This is a genomic window from Legionella steigerwaltii (genome assembly GCF_001468065.1).
Classification (GTDB): Bacteria; Pseudomonadota; Gammaproteobacteria; order Legionellales; family Legionellaceae; genus Legionella; species Legionella steigerwaltii.
The window spans coordinates 154,883-173,437 of sequence record NZ_LNYZ01000008.1 but is presented as its reverse complement, the minus strand read 5'-3'; the positions used below and the strand labels follow the sequence as shown (position 1 = coordinate 173,437).

Sequence of the window (18,555 nt, the reverse complement as noted above, 5' to 3'; positions counted from 1 at the left end):
AAAAAATTTCTTGTGGCCTGGGTGCAGCACAGCGAAACCCGGGACTGTGAAGCTCATTCAAACTCCGAATCCCGGGTTTCGCTACGCTGCAGCCAGGCTACATGACTATTCTCTATCTCTCCAATATCAGATGACATTACCTAAGAGTATTGGTAGCATGAAGCAAGTTCAAATGATCGATTTAGCAAATGGAAGTTGCGCATGCAAAATATTGTTAATGTATTACAGAACCGAGCTCAAAAACATCCTCAATCTGAAGCAGTCCTCTATTTAGAAGATGGGAAAAATCCGAAAGCAAGTCTCACTTTTGCCGAATTGGATCATCAAGCCAAAATTATTGCGTCCTATTTACAAACCCAGCAAATGAAAGGCAATCGAGTTGTACTTCTTTATCCTGCCGGGGTTGAATTTATAGCAAGTTTAATAGGATGTTGGTATGCAGGTGTCATTGCAGTGCCAGTGCCATGCCCTAAAATCGATGAATTTGCAAAACATGAAGCGCTCCTGAACACCATAGCCTACGATGCGGACATTGCTGCGGTTTTAAGCTTGAATCAGTATCGCTCCAGTATTGAAACGACTCTAAAGAAAAAAGTACCTGTATTGGCCACGGATGCGATAAAAAAACCATCTACCAAAGCTTATCAACCCATTCGTATCACTGAGGATACTATTGCCTATTTACAATATACATCGGGGTCAACTTCTGCGCCCAAAGCAGCAATAATCACGCATGGCAATTTGCAACATAGCCTGCAAGAAACAATTAAAGTTTGGCATTACACCAAGAAAAGCATCACGTTAACCTGGGCTCCCCATACCCATGTATACGGATTAGTATGCGGTATCCTTGTACCTTTATATCATGGCACACTGGCAATTATCATGCCGCCTGCAGCCTTCATTAATAAGCCTGTTACCTGGTTATCCGCCATTTCAACCTATCGCGTCACCCATAGTGGTTGTCCTAATTTTGGTTATGATATTTGCGTACGTGATATTCAGGATGGGGAGCTTGCTTCGCTTAATTTAAAACATTGGAAAGTAGCGATTAATGGCGGAGATATTGTTCAATATCAAACACTTATCAATTTCATCACTAAATTCAAGGTATGTGGCTTTGCTTTAAAGCAATTTTGCTCCGCGTACGGGATGTCCGAATTATCTGGAGCAATTGCAGTAACGTCTTTTGGTCGCGAACCCTGCTCGTTAACACTTCAAGATAATGCCCAGCGACAATTGGTCAGTAGTGGCAAATTATTAGCAGGATTACGGGCCATTGTGGTTGATCCCGAAACCAAGCAAGCTGTTGCTAACGGAGAAAGTGGTGAAATCTGGTTATCCGGCAAATCACTGGCCCAAGGTTATTGGCGACGTCCTGATGAAACCCAAGAAGTATTTCACGCAACGGTACCAGGAAGTGATCTTCACTATTTTAAAACTGGAGATCTCGGATTTATCTTGGATAATGAAATTTATTTAACTGGAAGATTAAAAGAGGTTATCGTCGTTTATGGCAAAAAATACTACCCGCTTGACTTAGAAATCACTGTCGCCAATGCACTGGCAACGTTCCAGATCAAACTACCCCAAGTAGCCTTTTCAACAGAAATTGCGGGCAATGAAAAAATTATCATTGTCCAGGAATTGTCGGAAGAAACGCATAAATCGCTCTATCCTGAAATCAAGAATGCGATTCGTCATGCGATCACCAAACATCATGGTGTGGATGTTCATGAAGTCGTTTTAAGCCCTAAGGGGGCAATTCCCAAAACCGGAAGTGGCAAATTACAACGAAAAAAAGCGCAATTACTATTTAATGAACAAAGTCTTGCCGTATTAATCCAAGATATATCCATAAAGCCAACACCCAACAAAAATGAAGGCAACAACAAAATCCAATTCACAACCCTGGTTGCTCATGTATTGAAAATAGATGAGGATGAAATTGACTTGCATGCCCCATTAAGTCGTTATTCCTTTGATTCCATGAACATCATTCATCTCACCAGTGTGCTTAATGAAACGTATCAACTCGCCCTATCCCCTGCGGCTTTGTATGAATACACCACTTTAGCAGAGTTTTATACCGATCTATTAGCTACAAAAAACGTTGCAGTCGTGCATCAAGAAAAAGCAAAACATACACTGGAGTCCAGCGACATTGCAATCATTGGGATGAGCGGTATTTTCCCGCAAGCACCCGATGTGGATGCCTTTTGGAATAATTTATATCAGGGGAAAGATTGCATCAGCGAAGTGCCTTCATCGCGCTGGAATTGGCGTGATTTAACCGTAAGATGGGGTGGTTTTATTGATCATGTAGATCAATTTGATGCTGCATTTTTTAATATCTCACCTCACGAAGCAGAGCTCATTGATCCACAACAACGATTGTTTCTGCAAACCGCTTGGAAAACAATTGAAGATGCCGGTTACACCCCTGCAACCCTTGCTGCATTGAAAACAGGTTTGTTTGTGGGCGTATTTAATCATGATTATGCCGAATTATTGCAAAAAAATGAGGTCATGGATGCCTACCTGACTACGGGCACGATGAACAGCATGATTGCCAATCGTATTTCCTACATTTTAAACTTGCGCGGGCCAAGTGAAACAATTGATACAGCATGTTCCAGTTCCCTGGTTGCCATTCACCAGGCAGTCCATGCGATTTTGCAAGGTGATTGTGATCTGGCGCTTGCAGGTGGAGTGAATACTTTAATCACCCCCACTTCATTTGTTGCAGCCCATCAAGCAGGCATGCTAAGTGACGATGGACGTTGTAAAACTTTTGATAAAAACGCCAATGGTTATGTTCGTGGCGAAGGTGCAGGCGCTATTTTATTAAAAAAATTATCTCGGGCATTACAGGATGGCGATCACATCTATGGGGTAATTAAAGGAACTGCTGTGAATCATGGTGGACATGTTAATACCTTAACTGCCCCCAACCCCAATGCCCAGGCAGAGGTCATTATTTCAGCCTGCCAACGGGCTCAAGTGCCCATCGACAGTATTCAATACATTGAAACCCATGGAACCGGTACACCGCTCGGTGATCCCATTGAAATTAATGGCCTAAAAAAAGCATTCCAACACTTGGCCTTGGAGCAAAACATTCAATCATTGCCAAAACAATATTGTGGATTAGGCGCAGTTAAAACACATATTGGTCATTTGGAATCTGCAGCCGGAATCGCAGGAATCATAAAAACATTGTTAGCCATGAATCATGAAATGTTGCCGGCTAACCTACATTTAAATGAATTAAATCCTTACATCGAGATTGAGGACAGCCCATTTTATCTCGTTGATAAGCTAACTAAATGGTCAAAAGTGCCCGGTAAGCCCAGAAGAGCGGGAGTAAGTTCATTTGGTTTTGGTGGTGCAAACGCTCACATTATCCTTGAAGAAAGTCCTGAGCGAACACCCGCCCCATTTCCCAATCATCACTCTTATCTTATTAGTTTGTCGGCAATGACTTTACCTGCATTACAGCAACGTATTGTTGATCTGCTCAAGTGGTTGGATAACCAAAAAGATGCACCAAGTTTAGCTTCACTCAGTTATACGTTAAATACAGGCAGACAACATTTTAGCAAGCGTTTTTGCGTGATTGTGAAAACCATTGCGGAGTTGAAAAAACAATTGCAGTCTATTTTATCCCACAAAGATATAGAGTCTCATGTGCTTGACTATGAATTAAATCAGCAGACTAATGATTTAATTCAACTACGTATCAATTATCTACAAGGTCAATCAATCGATTGGCAGGCAATCTATGGCGATTATCAGGGGAAAATATCGCTTCCTACTTATCCCTTCGCCAAAGAATCACATTGGGTAGAAATCAAAAATAATTCACAATGCGATACGCATACATTAATAGATGAGAATATTTCTACGTTCTCCGCTTCCGCTTTCAGTAAACGATTTACTGGAAACGAATTCTATTTGCGCGATCACCGAATCAACAATGAGCAAGTATTGCCCGGTGCTGTGTGTTTGGAAATGGTTCGCGTTGCGGCCAACATGGCTGCAAATAATCAGCAAGTAACCACTCTAAGCAAGATCACTTGGAAAAAACCAATAATAAATCCGGATTTATCGACCCCACTGCATGTTCTTTTATTTCCTGAAACCGATTGCGTCTCATTTTCAGTAACTGACAAAGATGAGGTGGTTTCTTATGTGACTGGCACAATGCATTATCTGGATAATGCTGCCGAGACGCCACATACCGCACTTGACCTACACGAATTAAAAACAGCGTTGCCTTATACTCAAGATCCCCAAGCCATTTACACCCATTTTAATCATACAGGCATATCCTACGGTCCTAGTTTTCAAGTCATCCAAAGCATACACTTTGATGAAAATATGCTCTTAGCAGAAATTGCTCTGCCTGCAGACCTACAGCATAATGAATTTGTGTTACATCCCTGTTTATTCGATGGAATCTTACAGACAACTCAGGCACTGCTTAAAAATCGCGAAGCGCTTTATCTCCCTTTTTCTATTGAACAAGTCGATATTTATAGGGCTTTGTCCAATACCTGTTATGTACATGCTCACCTGATTTCCACAGAAGACAGTTTGCGTATGCCGACATGTAACATTCAAGTCACTGATGTTGAAGGAACACTCTTATTGGTCATTACTGGATTTACTTTATATGCAGTGCATGAGCCGTTACAACCTGAAGCAACTGTAGCCTATTATTCTCATCAATGGACTACACAAGCGGTGCGTGCATCAACGAGGAAAACTCCAGACTCCATTCTAATTTTAGGAAGTAATGAACAGTCAGTACAAGCAATAAGAAAACAATTCTCAGGCCATACTGTCTCGTATCTGCTCTTACACGATCTGGCACAGGTAAACATCAATGCACTCAGCGAATGTATTATTATTGCACTGGAAGAATTAAATGGTGAGTCCCTTTCAACGACAGAGATTCAAAAAAAACTCGAGCAAACTTATTATCTGGTTCATACTGTAGTAACCCAAATCAGTAAATTAAAACCCAAACACCCCGTACAATTAATTGGTATTAGTAAAACCCCCTCCATTTTTTCTCGGGCCTTGGATGGATTTGCAAAGTGCGTACATCAGGAACAATCCAACATCTCCTGCCGCTTTATTGAATTACATGATCTAAGCCTGCTTGCAAATGAAATAACCCAAAATGAGATTTATGTCCGCTATGATGAACAGAATCAGCGATATATCAGACATTACGTCCCGCTTCCTTCACTAAAAGAAACGCCGCCAATGCTCAAAAAATCTGGAGTTTATTTAATTACTGGTGGCATGGGTGGGCTGGGGTATTTATTTGCAACGTATTTGGCAAAACATTATCAGGCCAAAATTGTATTAACAGGTCGTACAACCCTGTCTGAACAACATCAAAAAAGAGTCGCAGAACTGGAACAGAACGGCGCCTCAGTAGCTTATGTATCAGCAGATGTATCCTCCTACGAGGATGTGCAAACACTGATTCAAACCACTAAAAAACGCTTTGGTGCACTAAATGGCATTATTCATGCTGCAGGACTTACTCAAGACGGATTGATTGTCAATAAAACAATACCCGAAATAGAAAAGGTTGTAGCACCCAAAATTTATGGCGCCTGTAATTTGCATACTGCAACATGTAAAGAGCCTTTAGATTTTTTCATTCTGTTTTCATCCGCCTCAGCAGTGTTTGGTAATTTAGGACAAAGTGATTATGCCTATGCCAATCGTTTTCTCGATGAATTTGCCTGCGAACGAGAGAAACAAAGAGCTCAGGGGGACTGTTATGGACATACTCTTTCAATTAACTGGCCTCTTTGGGAAGAGGGGGGACTACATATTGCTCCCGAATACCAACAGGAACTTGAGCAAACTTTAGGTATTCTGAGTTTATCCACTCAGCAAGGATTGAGCGCCTTCCTGCACGCTTTACATCACTCTGTTGCAAATTTTATTGTTCTCCCGGGTTATCAGCAAAAACTCATGCATGCAATGCAAAAAAATTCAGTGTTGAAACAATCTATAACTTCTTCCAAAGGAGTAAATCGCAATTTACATGAACAAACCGAAGAGTTTTTAAAGAACATACTCGCCGAAACCTTAAAGTGTTCGCCAGAAAGTATTGATAGAAATTCGCCTTTCGAAAATTATGGCATCGACTCTTTAATGATTATTCAACTCAATCAACGCCTGGCCAAAGAGTTCACCGCGTTACCCAAAACACTATTTTTTGAATGTCGCAACTTGGCTGATTTAACTGAATACTTCATAGAACATCACTCCCATGAGTTAAGAATCCCCTATCCCGCAAGTGGGAGAGGGGCTGGGCTGAGGGCTCATTGTCCACAATCAATACCCTCATCCGCCCTGTTCCCATGGGGAGAAGGGAAAATCCTTAACATAATAACAAGGCCCAAACCTCTTGGTTTTAAAAAAAATTCATCAAAATCTCAAGACATCGCCATTATTGGTATTAGTGGACGCTATCCCGAGGCGGATGATTTAACCGAGTTTTGGCACAACCTTTGCGCAGGCAAAGACTGCGTTACAGAAATCCCTAAGAATAGATGGGACTGGGCAGATTATTTTGATGCCCATCAAGAGCACCAGGGTAAAATGTACAGCAAATGGGGCGGCTTTTTAAGGGATGTGGATCAATTTGACCCCTTGTTTTTCAATATTTCACCACGCGAAGCAGCGTTAATGGATCCTCAAGAACGATTATTTTTAGAAACAGCTTGGAAAACTATAGAAGATGCCGGATATGCTCGTGAAGCATTAGCTGGGGGAAAAATTGGAGTCTATGTAGGTGTGATGTATGGTCAGTACCAGTTGTTTGGTCATGAATCATCGCGGTTTTCACCAACAAACTCAGTTTTTGCTTCCATTGCAAATCGGGTTTCCTATTTTTTTGATTTTCATGGTCCAAGTATCGCGCTGGATACCATGTGCTCTTCTTCGCTTACGGCCATCCATTTAGCCTGTCAAAGCATCCATGAAGGCGAATGTGACATGGCACTTGCTGGTGGAGTGAATCTGTCGCTGCATCCCAATAAGTACCTTTTGCTGAGCCACGGAAAGTTTTTAGCACGTGACGGACATTGCCGCAGCTTTGGTGAAGGCGGCGATGGTTATGTACCAGGTGAAGCCGTTGGCGCAGTATTGCTCAAACCCCTGGATAAAGCACTGGAAGATGGCGATCTTATTTATGCGGTAATTAAGGGAAGTCACCTCAATCATGGTGGTAAAACAAATGGTTACACGGTACCCAACCCGAATGCGCAAGCTGAGTTACTTGCAGAAACCTACCAAAAAGCCAATGTCGATCCGGCACAAGTCAGTTATATCGAGGCACATGGCACAGGAACTTCGCTGGGAGACCCTATTGAAATTGCCGGATTAAATAAAGTATTCGGCCAATCCATACAACACCACTGTGCACTTGGTTCAGTCAAATCGAATATCGGTCATTGTGAGTCTGCCGCAGGAATCGCTGCAGTCACCAAAGTGGTATTGCAATTACAACACCGCACCTTAGTTCCTTCACTTTTCTCTGAACCATTGAATACCAACATAGACTGGTCACTCACCCCATTTCGTGTACAGCAAACCATCAGTGAATGGGCACAACCATTGGTCAATTTACCACGAATTGCCGGAATTAGCTCTTTTGGTGCAGGAGGTTCGAATGCCCATTTGATTTTGTCTGAAGCACCGGAGGTATTTTCTTCTTCGACAAGGAATAAATCGCATTATTTGCTCACGCTATCGGCCAAAACCGAAATCGCCTTAAATCAACGTCTCGATGATTTATTGGCTTGGCTAGAGCAAAATCCATCAGCACAGCTAGAACAGGTTAGCTACACCTTAAATGCAGGCAGAAGTCATTTTGAGTATCGTTGTTCCATGGTTGCCAGCTCACTTGATGAGGTGATCCGTTTAATTCAACAACTTAAAGCACGACAAAATCCAGCGCACTTGTTTATGCAACAAAATGCGGGCAATAAATCTGAAAACCACCTAATTAACACAACGCTTTTACCTCTAGTGATGCAACAATTGTCACAAGCCACTCACTATCAAGAGGCTTTGCTGACGCTGGCAAAATTTTATGTGGAGGGTCAAAATCTGGATTGGAATCATATCCACGCCGGTGAATCCAGGAAAAAAATATCTTTACCTACCTATCCTTTTGCCAAAGAACGTTATTGGTACTCTGATGAGGAACAACTTGCTTTTGCTCAAGAAAAGCCAATCAATTGGACATTAACGCAAAATGGGCTTATTGATAAAGTAAACTCGTTTCTGGTGCGGCACATTATTCAAATCTTGAAAATAACGCAACACCGAATTGCAATCGAAAAAAATCTTGGTGAATATGGGATGGATTCAGTGCATTTTATTGAATTGGCCAAAAAGATTGCGGAACACTACAAAGTAGAATTCACACCTGCCGTTTTCTTTACTCACAGTAGTGTCTTAGCAATCAGCCAATATCTTATAAATCAATTTCCCGAAGCAGTGGCGACAACCCATCATCAAGTAGCCCAACTGCACGTTAATACTCATCCAGTAAAGTCCAGACGTATTGTAACTGATGAAGCGGATTCGATTGCGATTATCGGTATGCAAGGACTTTTCCCTCAATCAGATGACCTTAGCTCATTTTGGCAACATTTGGTTGATGGTCATGATTTAGTGACTGAGATCCCTGCAGAACGCTGGGACTGGCGTGATCATTACGGCATTGAAGCAAATCAAAGTAACACCAAATGGGGTGCTTTTATCAACAATTTCGATCAATTCGACGCAGGCTTCTTTAATATTTCAGCCCGCGAAGCAAATCTTATGGATCCACAACAACGACTCTTTTTGGAAATCGCATGGAAAGTCATTGAAGATGCAGGCTACGATCCGTTTGCTTTATCCTCACAGAGCATTGGGGTTTTTGCCGGTGTTGAGTTTAGCGAATATCAAACGTTAATTGCCAAACAACAAAAAGAACATCATGGATTTATTGCTACAGGTAACTCACATAGCATGATTGCCAATCGCGTTTCCTATTTTTTCAATTTTCAAGGTCCGAGTGAAGCCATCGATACCGCCTGCTCAAGCTCTCTGGTTGCCATTCACCGCGCGGTACAAGCCATTCGCCATGGGGAGTGTGATATGGCAATTGCGGGCGGCGTAAGCCTTATATTAAGTCCAGATACCCTGGTGGTCACGAGCCAATTAGGCGCCTTATCTGCCGATGGGCGTTGCAAAAGTTTTGATAAGACTGCAAATGGCTATGTCAAAGGAGAAGGCGTAGCCGGCCTTTTACTAAAACCCTTAAAACAAGCACAAGAAGATGGAGATCATATCTATGGGGTTATAAAAGCCTCGGCAGTAAATCATGGCGGGAAGGCGCAATCCCTGACGGCACCTAATGCTGCCGCACAAAGTGAGTTATTAATTCGTGCTTACACTCAAGCCAATTTCAACCCAGATACAGTGACTTACATTGAAACCCATGGTACGGGAACGGCCTTAGGTGATCCGGTAGAGATTGAAGGATTGAAACGTGCATTTACTACTTTACTTGCATCTGAAATCAAACCAGACTCGATTGCTTTAGGTTCTGTAAAAACCAATATCGGTCATTTAGAGCCTGCATCAGGAATTGCAGGGGTAATCAAGCTGATTATGGCCATGACCCATGAAACCTTACCCGGTATTTTGCATTTAAATGAGTTAAATCCTTATATCAATTTAATCAATACACCTTTCTACATCCTCAAAGAGACGCAAACCTGGCAACGCATCAAAAATGAAGCTGGAGAAGATATCCCATTGCGTGCTGGCGTTAGTTCTTTTGGATTTGGTGGCACTAATGCTCATATTGTTCTTGAGGAAGGTCGCCCCCACCAGACCATCGTTGGGCCTCATCAAACGAAACCCTGTTATTTAATTGCTCTTTCAGCCAAACACCAAGAGAGTTTGCAACAAAAAATAGAAGACCTGTATCAATGGCTGAACCAAAATAAAGAAACGGTTTGCTTACCTTCACTCAGTTTTACACTGAACGCTGGTCGTGCTCATTTTGTGTACCGCTGTGCTCTGGTAGTAGACTCTATTGATGCATTACTCCACGCGTTGACGTTGTTAATCCAACATGAAATTCCGGAATATTGCATGTTAAATGAAGGTCAAACCTTGACGATTCAGGGACCAGTATTTGATGAAGTATATCAAGCAGCAATTAATGCGTTGCACCAGTCAGACAATCCAGACCAGTATCGCCACAAATTATTTATCCTGGCTGATCTCTATACGAAACATTATGCGATTGACTGGCAACACGTATATTTTGGGGAAAGAATATCGCGATTAGGTACTTTACCTGCTTACCCATTCATCAAACAACGCTATTGGTATGATCAGGAATTGAATACCACACCAGCACCCACAGTCCTCGCACCAGTAAGCAAGCGAGTCCTCCCGGTAGAAATGGATCTTTCCAGTCAGGTATTAACCTATTTACAGCAAATCTTCGCGGAAAAATTACGTACGGCTCCTGAACTCATTCAATTGGATGAAACCTATGAGGTTTATGGTGTTGACTCATTGATTGGCTTGGAAATTACTAATCGTTTGGAAAAAGACTTTGGCACCTTACCCAAAACGTTACTCTATGAACGCAATCGGTTAAATGATTTAGCCAAATATTTTATCAAAAACTATAAAGAAAAATTGTCTGACCTGGTATCTGCGATCCATGCCAAGCCAGCAGCAATCCCTCTTGAGATAGAAGCCGTAAAACCCATAACATCAACTCATGAACACTGGAACCAATCATCTCGCGATATTGCAATTATTGGCTTAAATGGCACATTCCCTATGGCCAACTCTATGGATGAGTTTTGGCATAACTTAAGCTCAGGACGTAATTGTGTGGGTGAGGTACCGGCTGATCGCTGGAATTATAAAGACTATCCTGTAGTGATCGGAGGAGAAGAACACTATTTCCCACATGGAGGCTTTATTCCTGATGTCGATAAATTCGATCCCTTGTTTTTTAATATCTCGCCACGCGATGCTGGGCTCATGGATCCCCAAGAACGTTTATTCATGCAATCGGTATGGTCTACTCTGGAAGATGCAGGTTATACACGTGACAAATTAAAACGTAAGGCGAACAATTCAGTCGGTGTATTTGCTGGCGTAACTTATAATTTTTACCCTTTATTTATTGCGGAAGAGTGGCAAAAGGGAAATCGTGTGCCACTGGATATCCAATCGTTCTCAGTAGCAAACCGGATTTCCTACTTCCTTGATGTAAACGGCCCAAGCTTTGTGGTCGATACAGCCTGTTCATCCTCCTTGGCAGCAATCCATTTAGCCTGCGAGAGTCTGTTACGAGGCGATTGCAGGATGGCGATTGCTGGCGGCGTTAATTTGTCCTTACATCCCAGCAAGTACCACTTCCTAGGCAGTTTTAATTTTATGTCCGAACAAGGGCGTTGTGCCAGTTTTGCTGAAGGTGGAACCGGTTATGTCCCCGCAGAAGGTGTTGGTTCTGTATTATTGAAGCCTTTGGCTGATGCAATTGCCGATAATGATATGATTTATGGGGTAATTAAAGGGAGTAGTATGAACCATGGTGGGAAAACCAGCGGCTATACTGTTCCTAATCCCAATGCTCAAGCGGCTGTGATTCTCCAAGCCTTAAAGAATGCGAATATTGATGCTCGAACTGTATCGTATATTGAAGCCCATGGTACAGGAACCTCTTTAGGAGACCCCATAGAAATTCGGGGCTTGCAAGATGCCTTTGAACACTATACGGAAGACAAGCAATTTTGTGCGATCGGCTCGGTCAAATCCAATATTGGACATTTGGAGTCCGCAGCAGGCGTATCGCAATTGGCCAAGGTACTCTTGCAAATGCGTCATCAAAAACTAGTGCCCACATTACATAGCGCCCAATTAAATCCCTTTATTGATTTTAAAAACTCGCCTTTTTATGTACAACAAGAACTCACTGATTGGAAACCTAATCATCATGTACCGCGTCGCGCCGGAGTCAGTTCCTTTGGTGCAGGTGGTGCGAACGTACATATGATTATTGAGGAATACATACCACCAATAAAACAACAAACTCTGGTAAATAGCCCATATATCTTTTTACTCTCTGCATTAAATGAGGAGCGATTGGCGGCAAAAATACAGCAAATGCATCACTATTTGCTGCAAAACCGTTATACCGAAAATCAAGAATGGCTCAGAGATGCATGTTTTACTTTGCAAACAGGGCGAGAGCATATGGCCGCACGATTTGCAGTGATTGCCAGCAACAAAGAGGAATTGCTTGCAGCTTTGGCGAATTATCCTCAGGGTAACTGGATAAATCATCATGCACAGAGTAATCCTCAACCAGCAGCTCAATTAGCAGAATTAATCAGCAACGCACGGTATGAAGAGTTAGTCCAGCTTTGGATTAATGGAACAAAAATTGATTGGGAACAATTATACAAACAAGTACTCCCTAATATGATCTCGTTACCTACCTATCCATTTACCAAACGACGTTGCTGGATACCTACTAAGGAAGTAGAAACATCTCCCATCGTGTTACCCACTGTGCAACCAACTACTCCGGCTGCAGCGCCCGATATGGACATAGTTGATGTCCAAGATTGGCTTTACATGACCCAATGGGAGAAAAATCCGCAAACAACTCAGCCTGGACTGACAAAAAATAAGGGGAAATGGCTTATTTTTTGTGACCAAGAATCAGTTCCTGTATTGAGACAAGAATTTGCTAGCAGTATTTATTGTTTTGCAAGCAATCAATTTGTATCGATTCATCATGATGAATTCGCAATTAATGGGTCTCAAAAAGCAGATTATGACCAATTATTTGCCGCAGTCCATGCATTGCATCAAGAACATTTACGCGGAATCATCTATTTATGTTCTGAGCATACTGCAAGCAAAGAAAACCAATCAGATCCCGCCAAGGCATTATTATATCTGTTCCAAGCCATGATCCAGCATTCTTGGCAACATCAATTAATCTTTTGTCTTGCATCACAATCTGCTCAATACGTGAATCCCAGTGATTCCGTGAACATCTGGCAACACCATCTTTGGTCCATGACCCGTATTTTTGCCGCTGAACAGGCAAAATACCAAGCCTTACTGCTTGATTTGGATGTGGATGAACGTATGGAGCATCATTCGAAGATCCTGGCCAAAGAATTGACTCTGTATCAAACCCAGCAAAATCACATTGCCTATCGTGCTGCGGAACGCTACACCATTCGCTTTATGCCTTATGAAATGCCAAAAAATCATGAGATGCCGCCTTCCTGCAGTACTCCTGTTGCTGCACTAATTACTGGCGGTTTAGGTGCTTTAGGTTATGAAATAGCGGAATTTATTGTAGCCCAGGGTACGCGCTTTATTTTACTTACGGGAACTACAGAACTGTCCCCGCAAACTGCAGAGAAAAATACTTGGCTCAGACAATTAGAAGCGAAAGGAGCACAAGTTCGATATGCTGCAGTCGATGTGGCTGACAAAGAACAAATGCACAAGGTCATCATGGATGCCGAAAAAGCATGGCAGCAGTCCATTGATGGCGTTTTCCATTTGGCTGGAATCACTACAGATAATGTCACAATTGCCGATATGGATGAAGCATTATGGAACAATGTGATACGCGTAAAAATACAAGGCTCATTGGTATTGCATGAACTCTTTTTGCAAGCTCCATTATCATGTTTCGTGTTGTTTTCTTCTATTGCAGCAGTGCCCCATTTTGGCATGGCTGGGCTGAGTGCCTATGCCGTAGCAAATGAATTTATGAGCGGTCTTGCTCTGTATCGTCGCGGTATGCAATTACCCGCATCCAGCATTAACTGGGTCGCCTGGTCGGAAAAAGGGATGAGTCACCGACATAATCATGATGCATTTTTAGATGCTGTGGGCATGGCTTCTTTGAGTATTAAAGAAGGAGTTGCACTGTTTCATACCCTCCTCAGACTTAATCGTGCTGAAATTACCGTGTGTAAGATTCAATGGAAGAAATTCTTACAAGTGAATCCCACCGCCAAGCAACTTGATTTCTTTAACTATTTCGTCGCTAAATATGCTGCAAGCCCACCAACCGCAGTCGTTTCTTCATTAACCCCGGAAGAAATTATTGCATTAGTTCTGAATCTCTTTGCCACCGTATTAGGATTAGAAGTGGCTGAAATTGACCGGGAAACTCCCTTCCAACACTATGGGATGGACTCCATTACCGGCATCGATTATACCGAAGAGCTGGGCAAACACTTCCCTGATGTGGTCGCACCGATGGATTTATACCGCTACCCCACCCTAAATCAATTGACAGATTACATCATGCAACGGGTGCAAATAAACTGCGAACCCAGTCCTGCACCACTTTTTAGTGCCGAAGGAACGATTGATTTGGATCAATTAAACGATGCACAACTCAATGAACTGCTTGAATTGGAATTAAAAGAGCTAGAGCTTACCTATGAATGATACAACTACTTTAAAAAAATCATTGTTAATGATTCAAAAGCTAAAAAAGCTTTTGCAGGAACAAAATGAAAAATCATTTGACCCCGTTGCAATTATTGGGATGAGTTGTCGTTTACCCTCTGCGAATACCCCTCAAGAATTTTGGGAATTGTTATGCCAAGGTCACAATGTCATTTCCCCAATACCCGACGAGCGTTGGGAACTCCTGAAAGGAACTCGAGAACCAGAACAACGTGATGCCAATTTGCCCTATTGGGGTGGTTATTTACAACGCATAGAGGCATTTGATGCGTATTTTTTTGGCATTAGTCCACGCGAAGCCATGCGCATGGATCCACAGCAACGGATCTTATTGGAAGTCGCCTATGAATCTCTTGAGGATGCCGGTTTAACTGTTGAGACCTTGGCAGGATCAAATATGGGCGTTTTTTCCAGTTTATACGCAAGCCAGTTTAGTCATCTGCAAAAACTGGATTCGGATATGGATGCTTTGTTTATTCCTACCGGAAGTGCTATCAGTATGGCAGCAAATCGCTTATCGTATTTATTCGATTTACGCGGGCCCAGTTTGGTATTAGATACAGCATGCTCCTCTTCGTTGATCGCCATTCAATTAGCATGTCTCAACCTGCAAGCAAAATTATGTGATACCGCGCTAGTCAGCGCGGTGAATATCAATTTATTACCTTCCATACACTCTGTTTTGGCCAAAGCAACGATGCTCTCTCCTACTGGACAGTGCCACACTTTTGATGCCAAAGCGGATGGTTATGTGCAAGGAGAAGGCGCCGGTTCCATTGTACTGAAGCCACTTTCCAAGGCATTAAAGGATAAAGACAAAATCTATGCAGTGATTATGGGTGGAGCAATCAACCAAGATGGCAAAACAAATGGTTTAACTGCACCCAATGGTTTGCAACAAGAACACTTACTCCGTTCAGCATATCGAGCAGCCAAAACAGATCCTGCTCATGTTTCCTATATCGAATGCCATGGAACAGGAACTTTTCTAGGAGACCCTATTGAAGTACAAGCTTTGGGAGAGGTCATCGGTAAAAATCGCGATCCCCAAAAACCATGCTGGATAAGCTCAGTTAAAACCAATGTAGGCCATCTGGAGCCCGCAGCAGGTATTATGAGTGTGATTAAAGTAGCTTTAGCTTTAAAAAATGGTTTGCTTCCACCTCATCTTAATTTTGCTGAGGCGAACCCACATATTCCATTTGATCGTTATTCTTTGCGTATCCCACTTAAAGCAGAACAATTACCTAGATATGGTGATGTTTGTATTGCTGGAGTGAGTGGTTTTGGTTTTGGTGGTGCCAATGCACATCTTGTGCTCCGAGAACTTGCTGTAAATGAACAACCCGATTCTACAAATGTCATTGCTCGGGATAAAGAATTATTCACCATTTCGGCAAAAGAACCCTCTGCATTATCTGCTTTGATTGAATGTTGGTGTGATTTTTTAAAAAACTATCCCGAAACGAACCTGGCACAACTCTGTTATAACCTCCATATCAGGCGCTCTCATTACATACATCGTTTAGCAATAATTACCAGTTCAATTGCAGATCTTTATCAAAAACTGGAGATTTTGCGTGCCGATCCTAACACTAAAAATAAACAGATATTGATTAATCGTGAACTAAAAAAAACCAGCACGCCACTCCAAATATCCGAGTTTTCAACCATAGATTTACCACTTTTAGCAAAAAACTATGTAAACCATGCACAGGTTGATTGGAGAAAATTTGAAGCAGAACGAACTTATATGCCTCTGGATATGCCGTTTTATCCATGGCAACACAAAATCTATTGGCCAACCTTTGATCAAGGCTCAAGTGAATTTATAAATACAAGCTATCCAATGCGAGGCAAAGTCCTTTCTTCGCCTTTATCCGCGCGACAATTTGAGTTTGTCTTTGATACAAAAACAATGCCGGAGATCCAGGATACGTTTTATGTTTTGCATGCAGGTTATTATTTGGAAATGTTAGCGTATGCCACAAAGCAATTACAACCCACCGTGTCCTTTAGTGTGCATCATCTTAATTTTTTATCTCCGATATTAGTTCTGGATGGAAAAACTGTTTTGGTCCACTTAATTATCGAGAAAAGGGAACATGATGCATTATCATTTCGTTTTTACAGCTGTAATGACAAAGAACATTGGATAGAGCATGCAACAGGAACTATAGCATTGAATACTTCGCTCTCCAGTCAACTCGAAACTAAGAAGGAATTGATCAAACGACTTCCTACATCAGGAAGTATCGAAACTTTCTACAATCGCATCACCAGCATGGGGATGCCGGCGGGTGACACCATTCGTTGGGCCCAGCAATATTGGGCAAACAACAATGAATTATTTTGTGAGTTACGCGAACCTAAAGCCTCAGAACGTGGAAAACAATTTGCAACCCAAATGCATCCGGGCATCATCGATGCCTGCATTCAAACCCTCTTTTTACTATTGCCAGAACAATTTACTAAACCCTATATTGCATCACATATGGGCACTATCGAGTTTTATGGCTCAGTAGAGGACCAGAAATACATCTACACGGTATTAAAAGAACTGCATCCAGAAGGAAAACACATCATTGCTGATTGGTATTTGTTGGATAAAAACTATCGTTTAATCGCCCAATGTCATGATCTACGCATGACCATACTCAACGATACACTACAAATTAATCAAATCATGGAAATTCAGTCTCAGTTTCAACTTGATTTATCTTTGCCTTATGACGCATGTAAAAATAAATTGATCCATTATTTGACCGAGCAATTCGCTCTTATCTTTTCAATGCCTCAGAGTGATCTCAATCCCTTTCAATCCTTGCATGAATTAGGAATGGACTCTCTAATGGCATTAGCCGTAATCCGAATCATAGAATCCAGTTTGAACGTTACTTATTCTTTGCCATTGATGATGCAAGGTCCATCAATTAATGAGATTGCTGAGTATGTGTTATCAAGCCAATGGATAGGAGCGAAACCAGAGCCTGCACCATCAACCCATTTTGATAACATTTGGATCGCCAATCGAAAAATGCAAGAACATGCCCAAGTTCGTTTGTTTTGTTTTCCATATGGTGGTGGAGGCGCCTCCATTTATCGCGAATGGCAGCAGGAATTCCCTGATTTTATTGAAGTATGCCCAGTGCAATTGCCAGGTAGGGAAAATCGAATGGAAGAACAACCTCTTGCAAACCTGGACACCTTAGTTTCTTTATTAGCCCATCAACTTAAACCCCAATTTAATTTACCTTTTGCCTTTTTTGGGCATAGTTTTGGTTCACTGATTGGCTTTGAGCTGACACGATATTTACGTAGCCATCACCTACCCACACCTGTCCATCTTTTTGCATCAGCCTATCCTGATCCACGAGTACCATCCAAAAGTTTAAATAATCTGCTGGCAAAACTGCAGCACATGAATATCAATTTATTTGATTTAAACTCTGAACGAATTGGTGAGTTAGATGACGAACAATTAACTGCTTTATCCATCGTATTTCAAGAAAATGGCATTGTTGATTACAGCGATGAACGAATGAACAAAAGCATCATTAAAGTATTATTACCCATTTTTATCGGTGATATGAATATTGTAAAAAGTTATACTTATCGCGATGAACACCCTTTAAAGCTAAACACTACTGTATTTTTAGGAAAACACGATGCTTGGGTCTCTCCAGAAGACCATTTAGGTTGGGCCGAGCACACCTCAGGACATTGTGAATTTCAACAATTTGATAGCGGACATCTTTTTATAAGAGAAAAAGAAATACGATCGAAAGTAATTCAAAAAATCACCGAAAAGTTACAGCACTTTTGTAAAGAAGCATGTGATGTCTAATGTAGCCTGGGTGAAGGCAAAGCCGTAACCCGGGTTTAGATTTAAAAATCATGCTTCTGGAACCCGGGTTACGCTACGCTGCACCCAGGCTACGACTAATAAACTCAACCCGTTCAGGAGAAGTGGAT

At 41.9% G+C, this 18,555-nt stretch carries 2 protein-coding genes; both read left to right on the top strand.

Going from position 1 to position 18,555, the window contains the following annotated elements:
• Nucleotides 1-201 precede the first annotated feature (201 nt).
• Nucleotides 202-14,559: an SDR family NAD(P)-dependent oxidoreductase gene (locus Lstg_RS06060; protein WP_058476767.1), complete on the top strand. Its 14,358-nt coding sequence runs from the start codon at nucleotides 202-204 to the stop codon at nucleotides 14,557-14,559.
• Nucleotides 14,552-18,427: a beta-ketoacyl synthase N-terminal-like domain-containing protein gene (locus tag Lstg_RS06055; RefSeq protein WP_058476766.1), complete on the top strand. Its 3,876-nt coding sequence runs from the start codon at nucleotides 14,552-14,554 to the stop codon at nucleotides 18,425-18,427. Before Lstg_RS06060 ends, Lstg_RS06055 begins: the two co-directional genes overlap by 8 nt.
• Nucleotides 18,428-18,555: the final 128 nt, after the last annotated feature.

Coding starts and splice junctions, on each gene's coding strand:
- Lstg_RS06060 (WP_058476767.1), top strand. CDS start 202: ATGCAAAATATTGTTAATGTATTACAGAACCGAGCTCAAAAACATCCT.
- Lstg_RS06055 (WP_058476766.1), top strand. CDS start 14,552: ATGAATGATACAACTACTTTAAAAAAATCATTGTTAATGATTCAAAAG.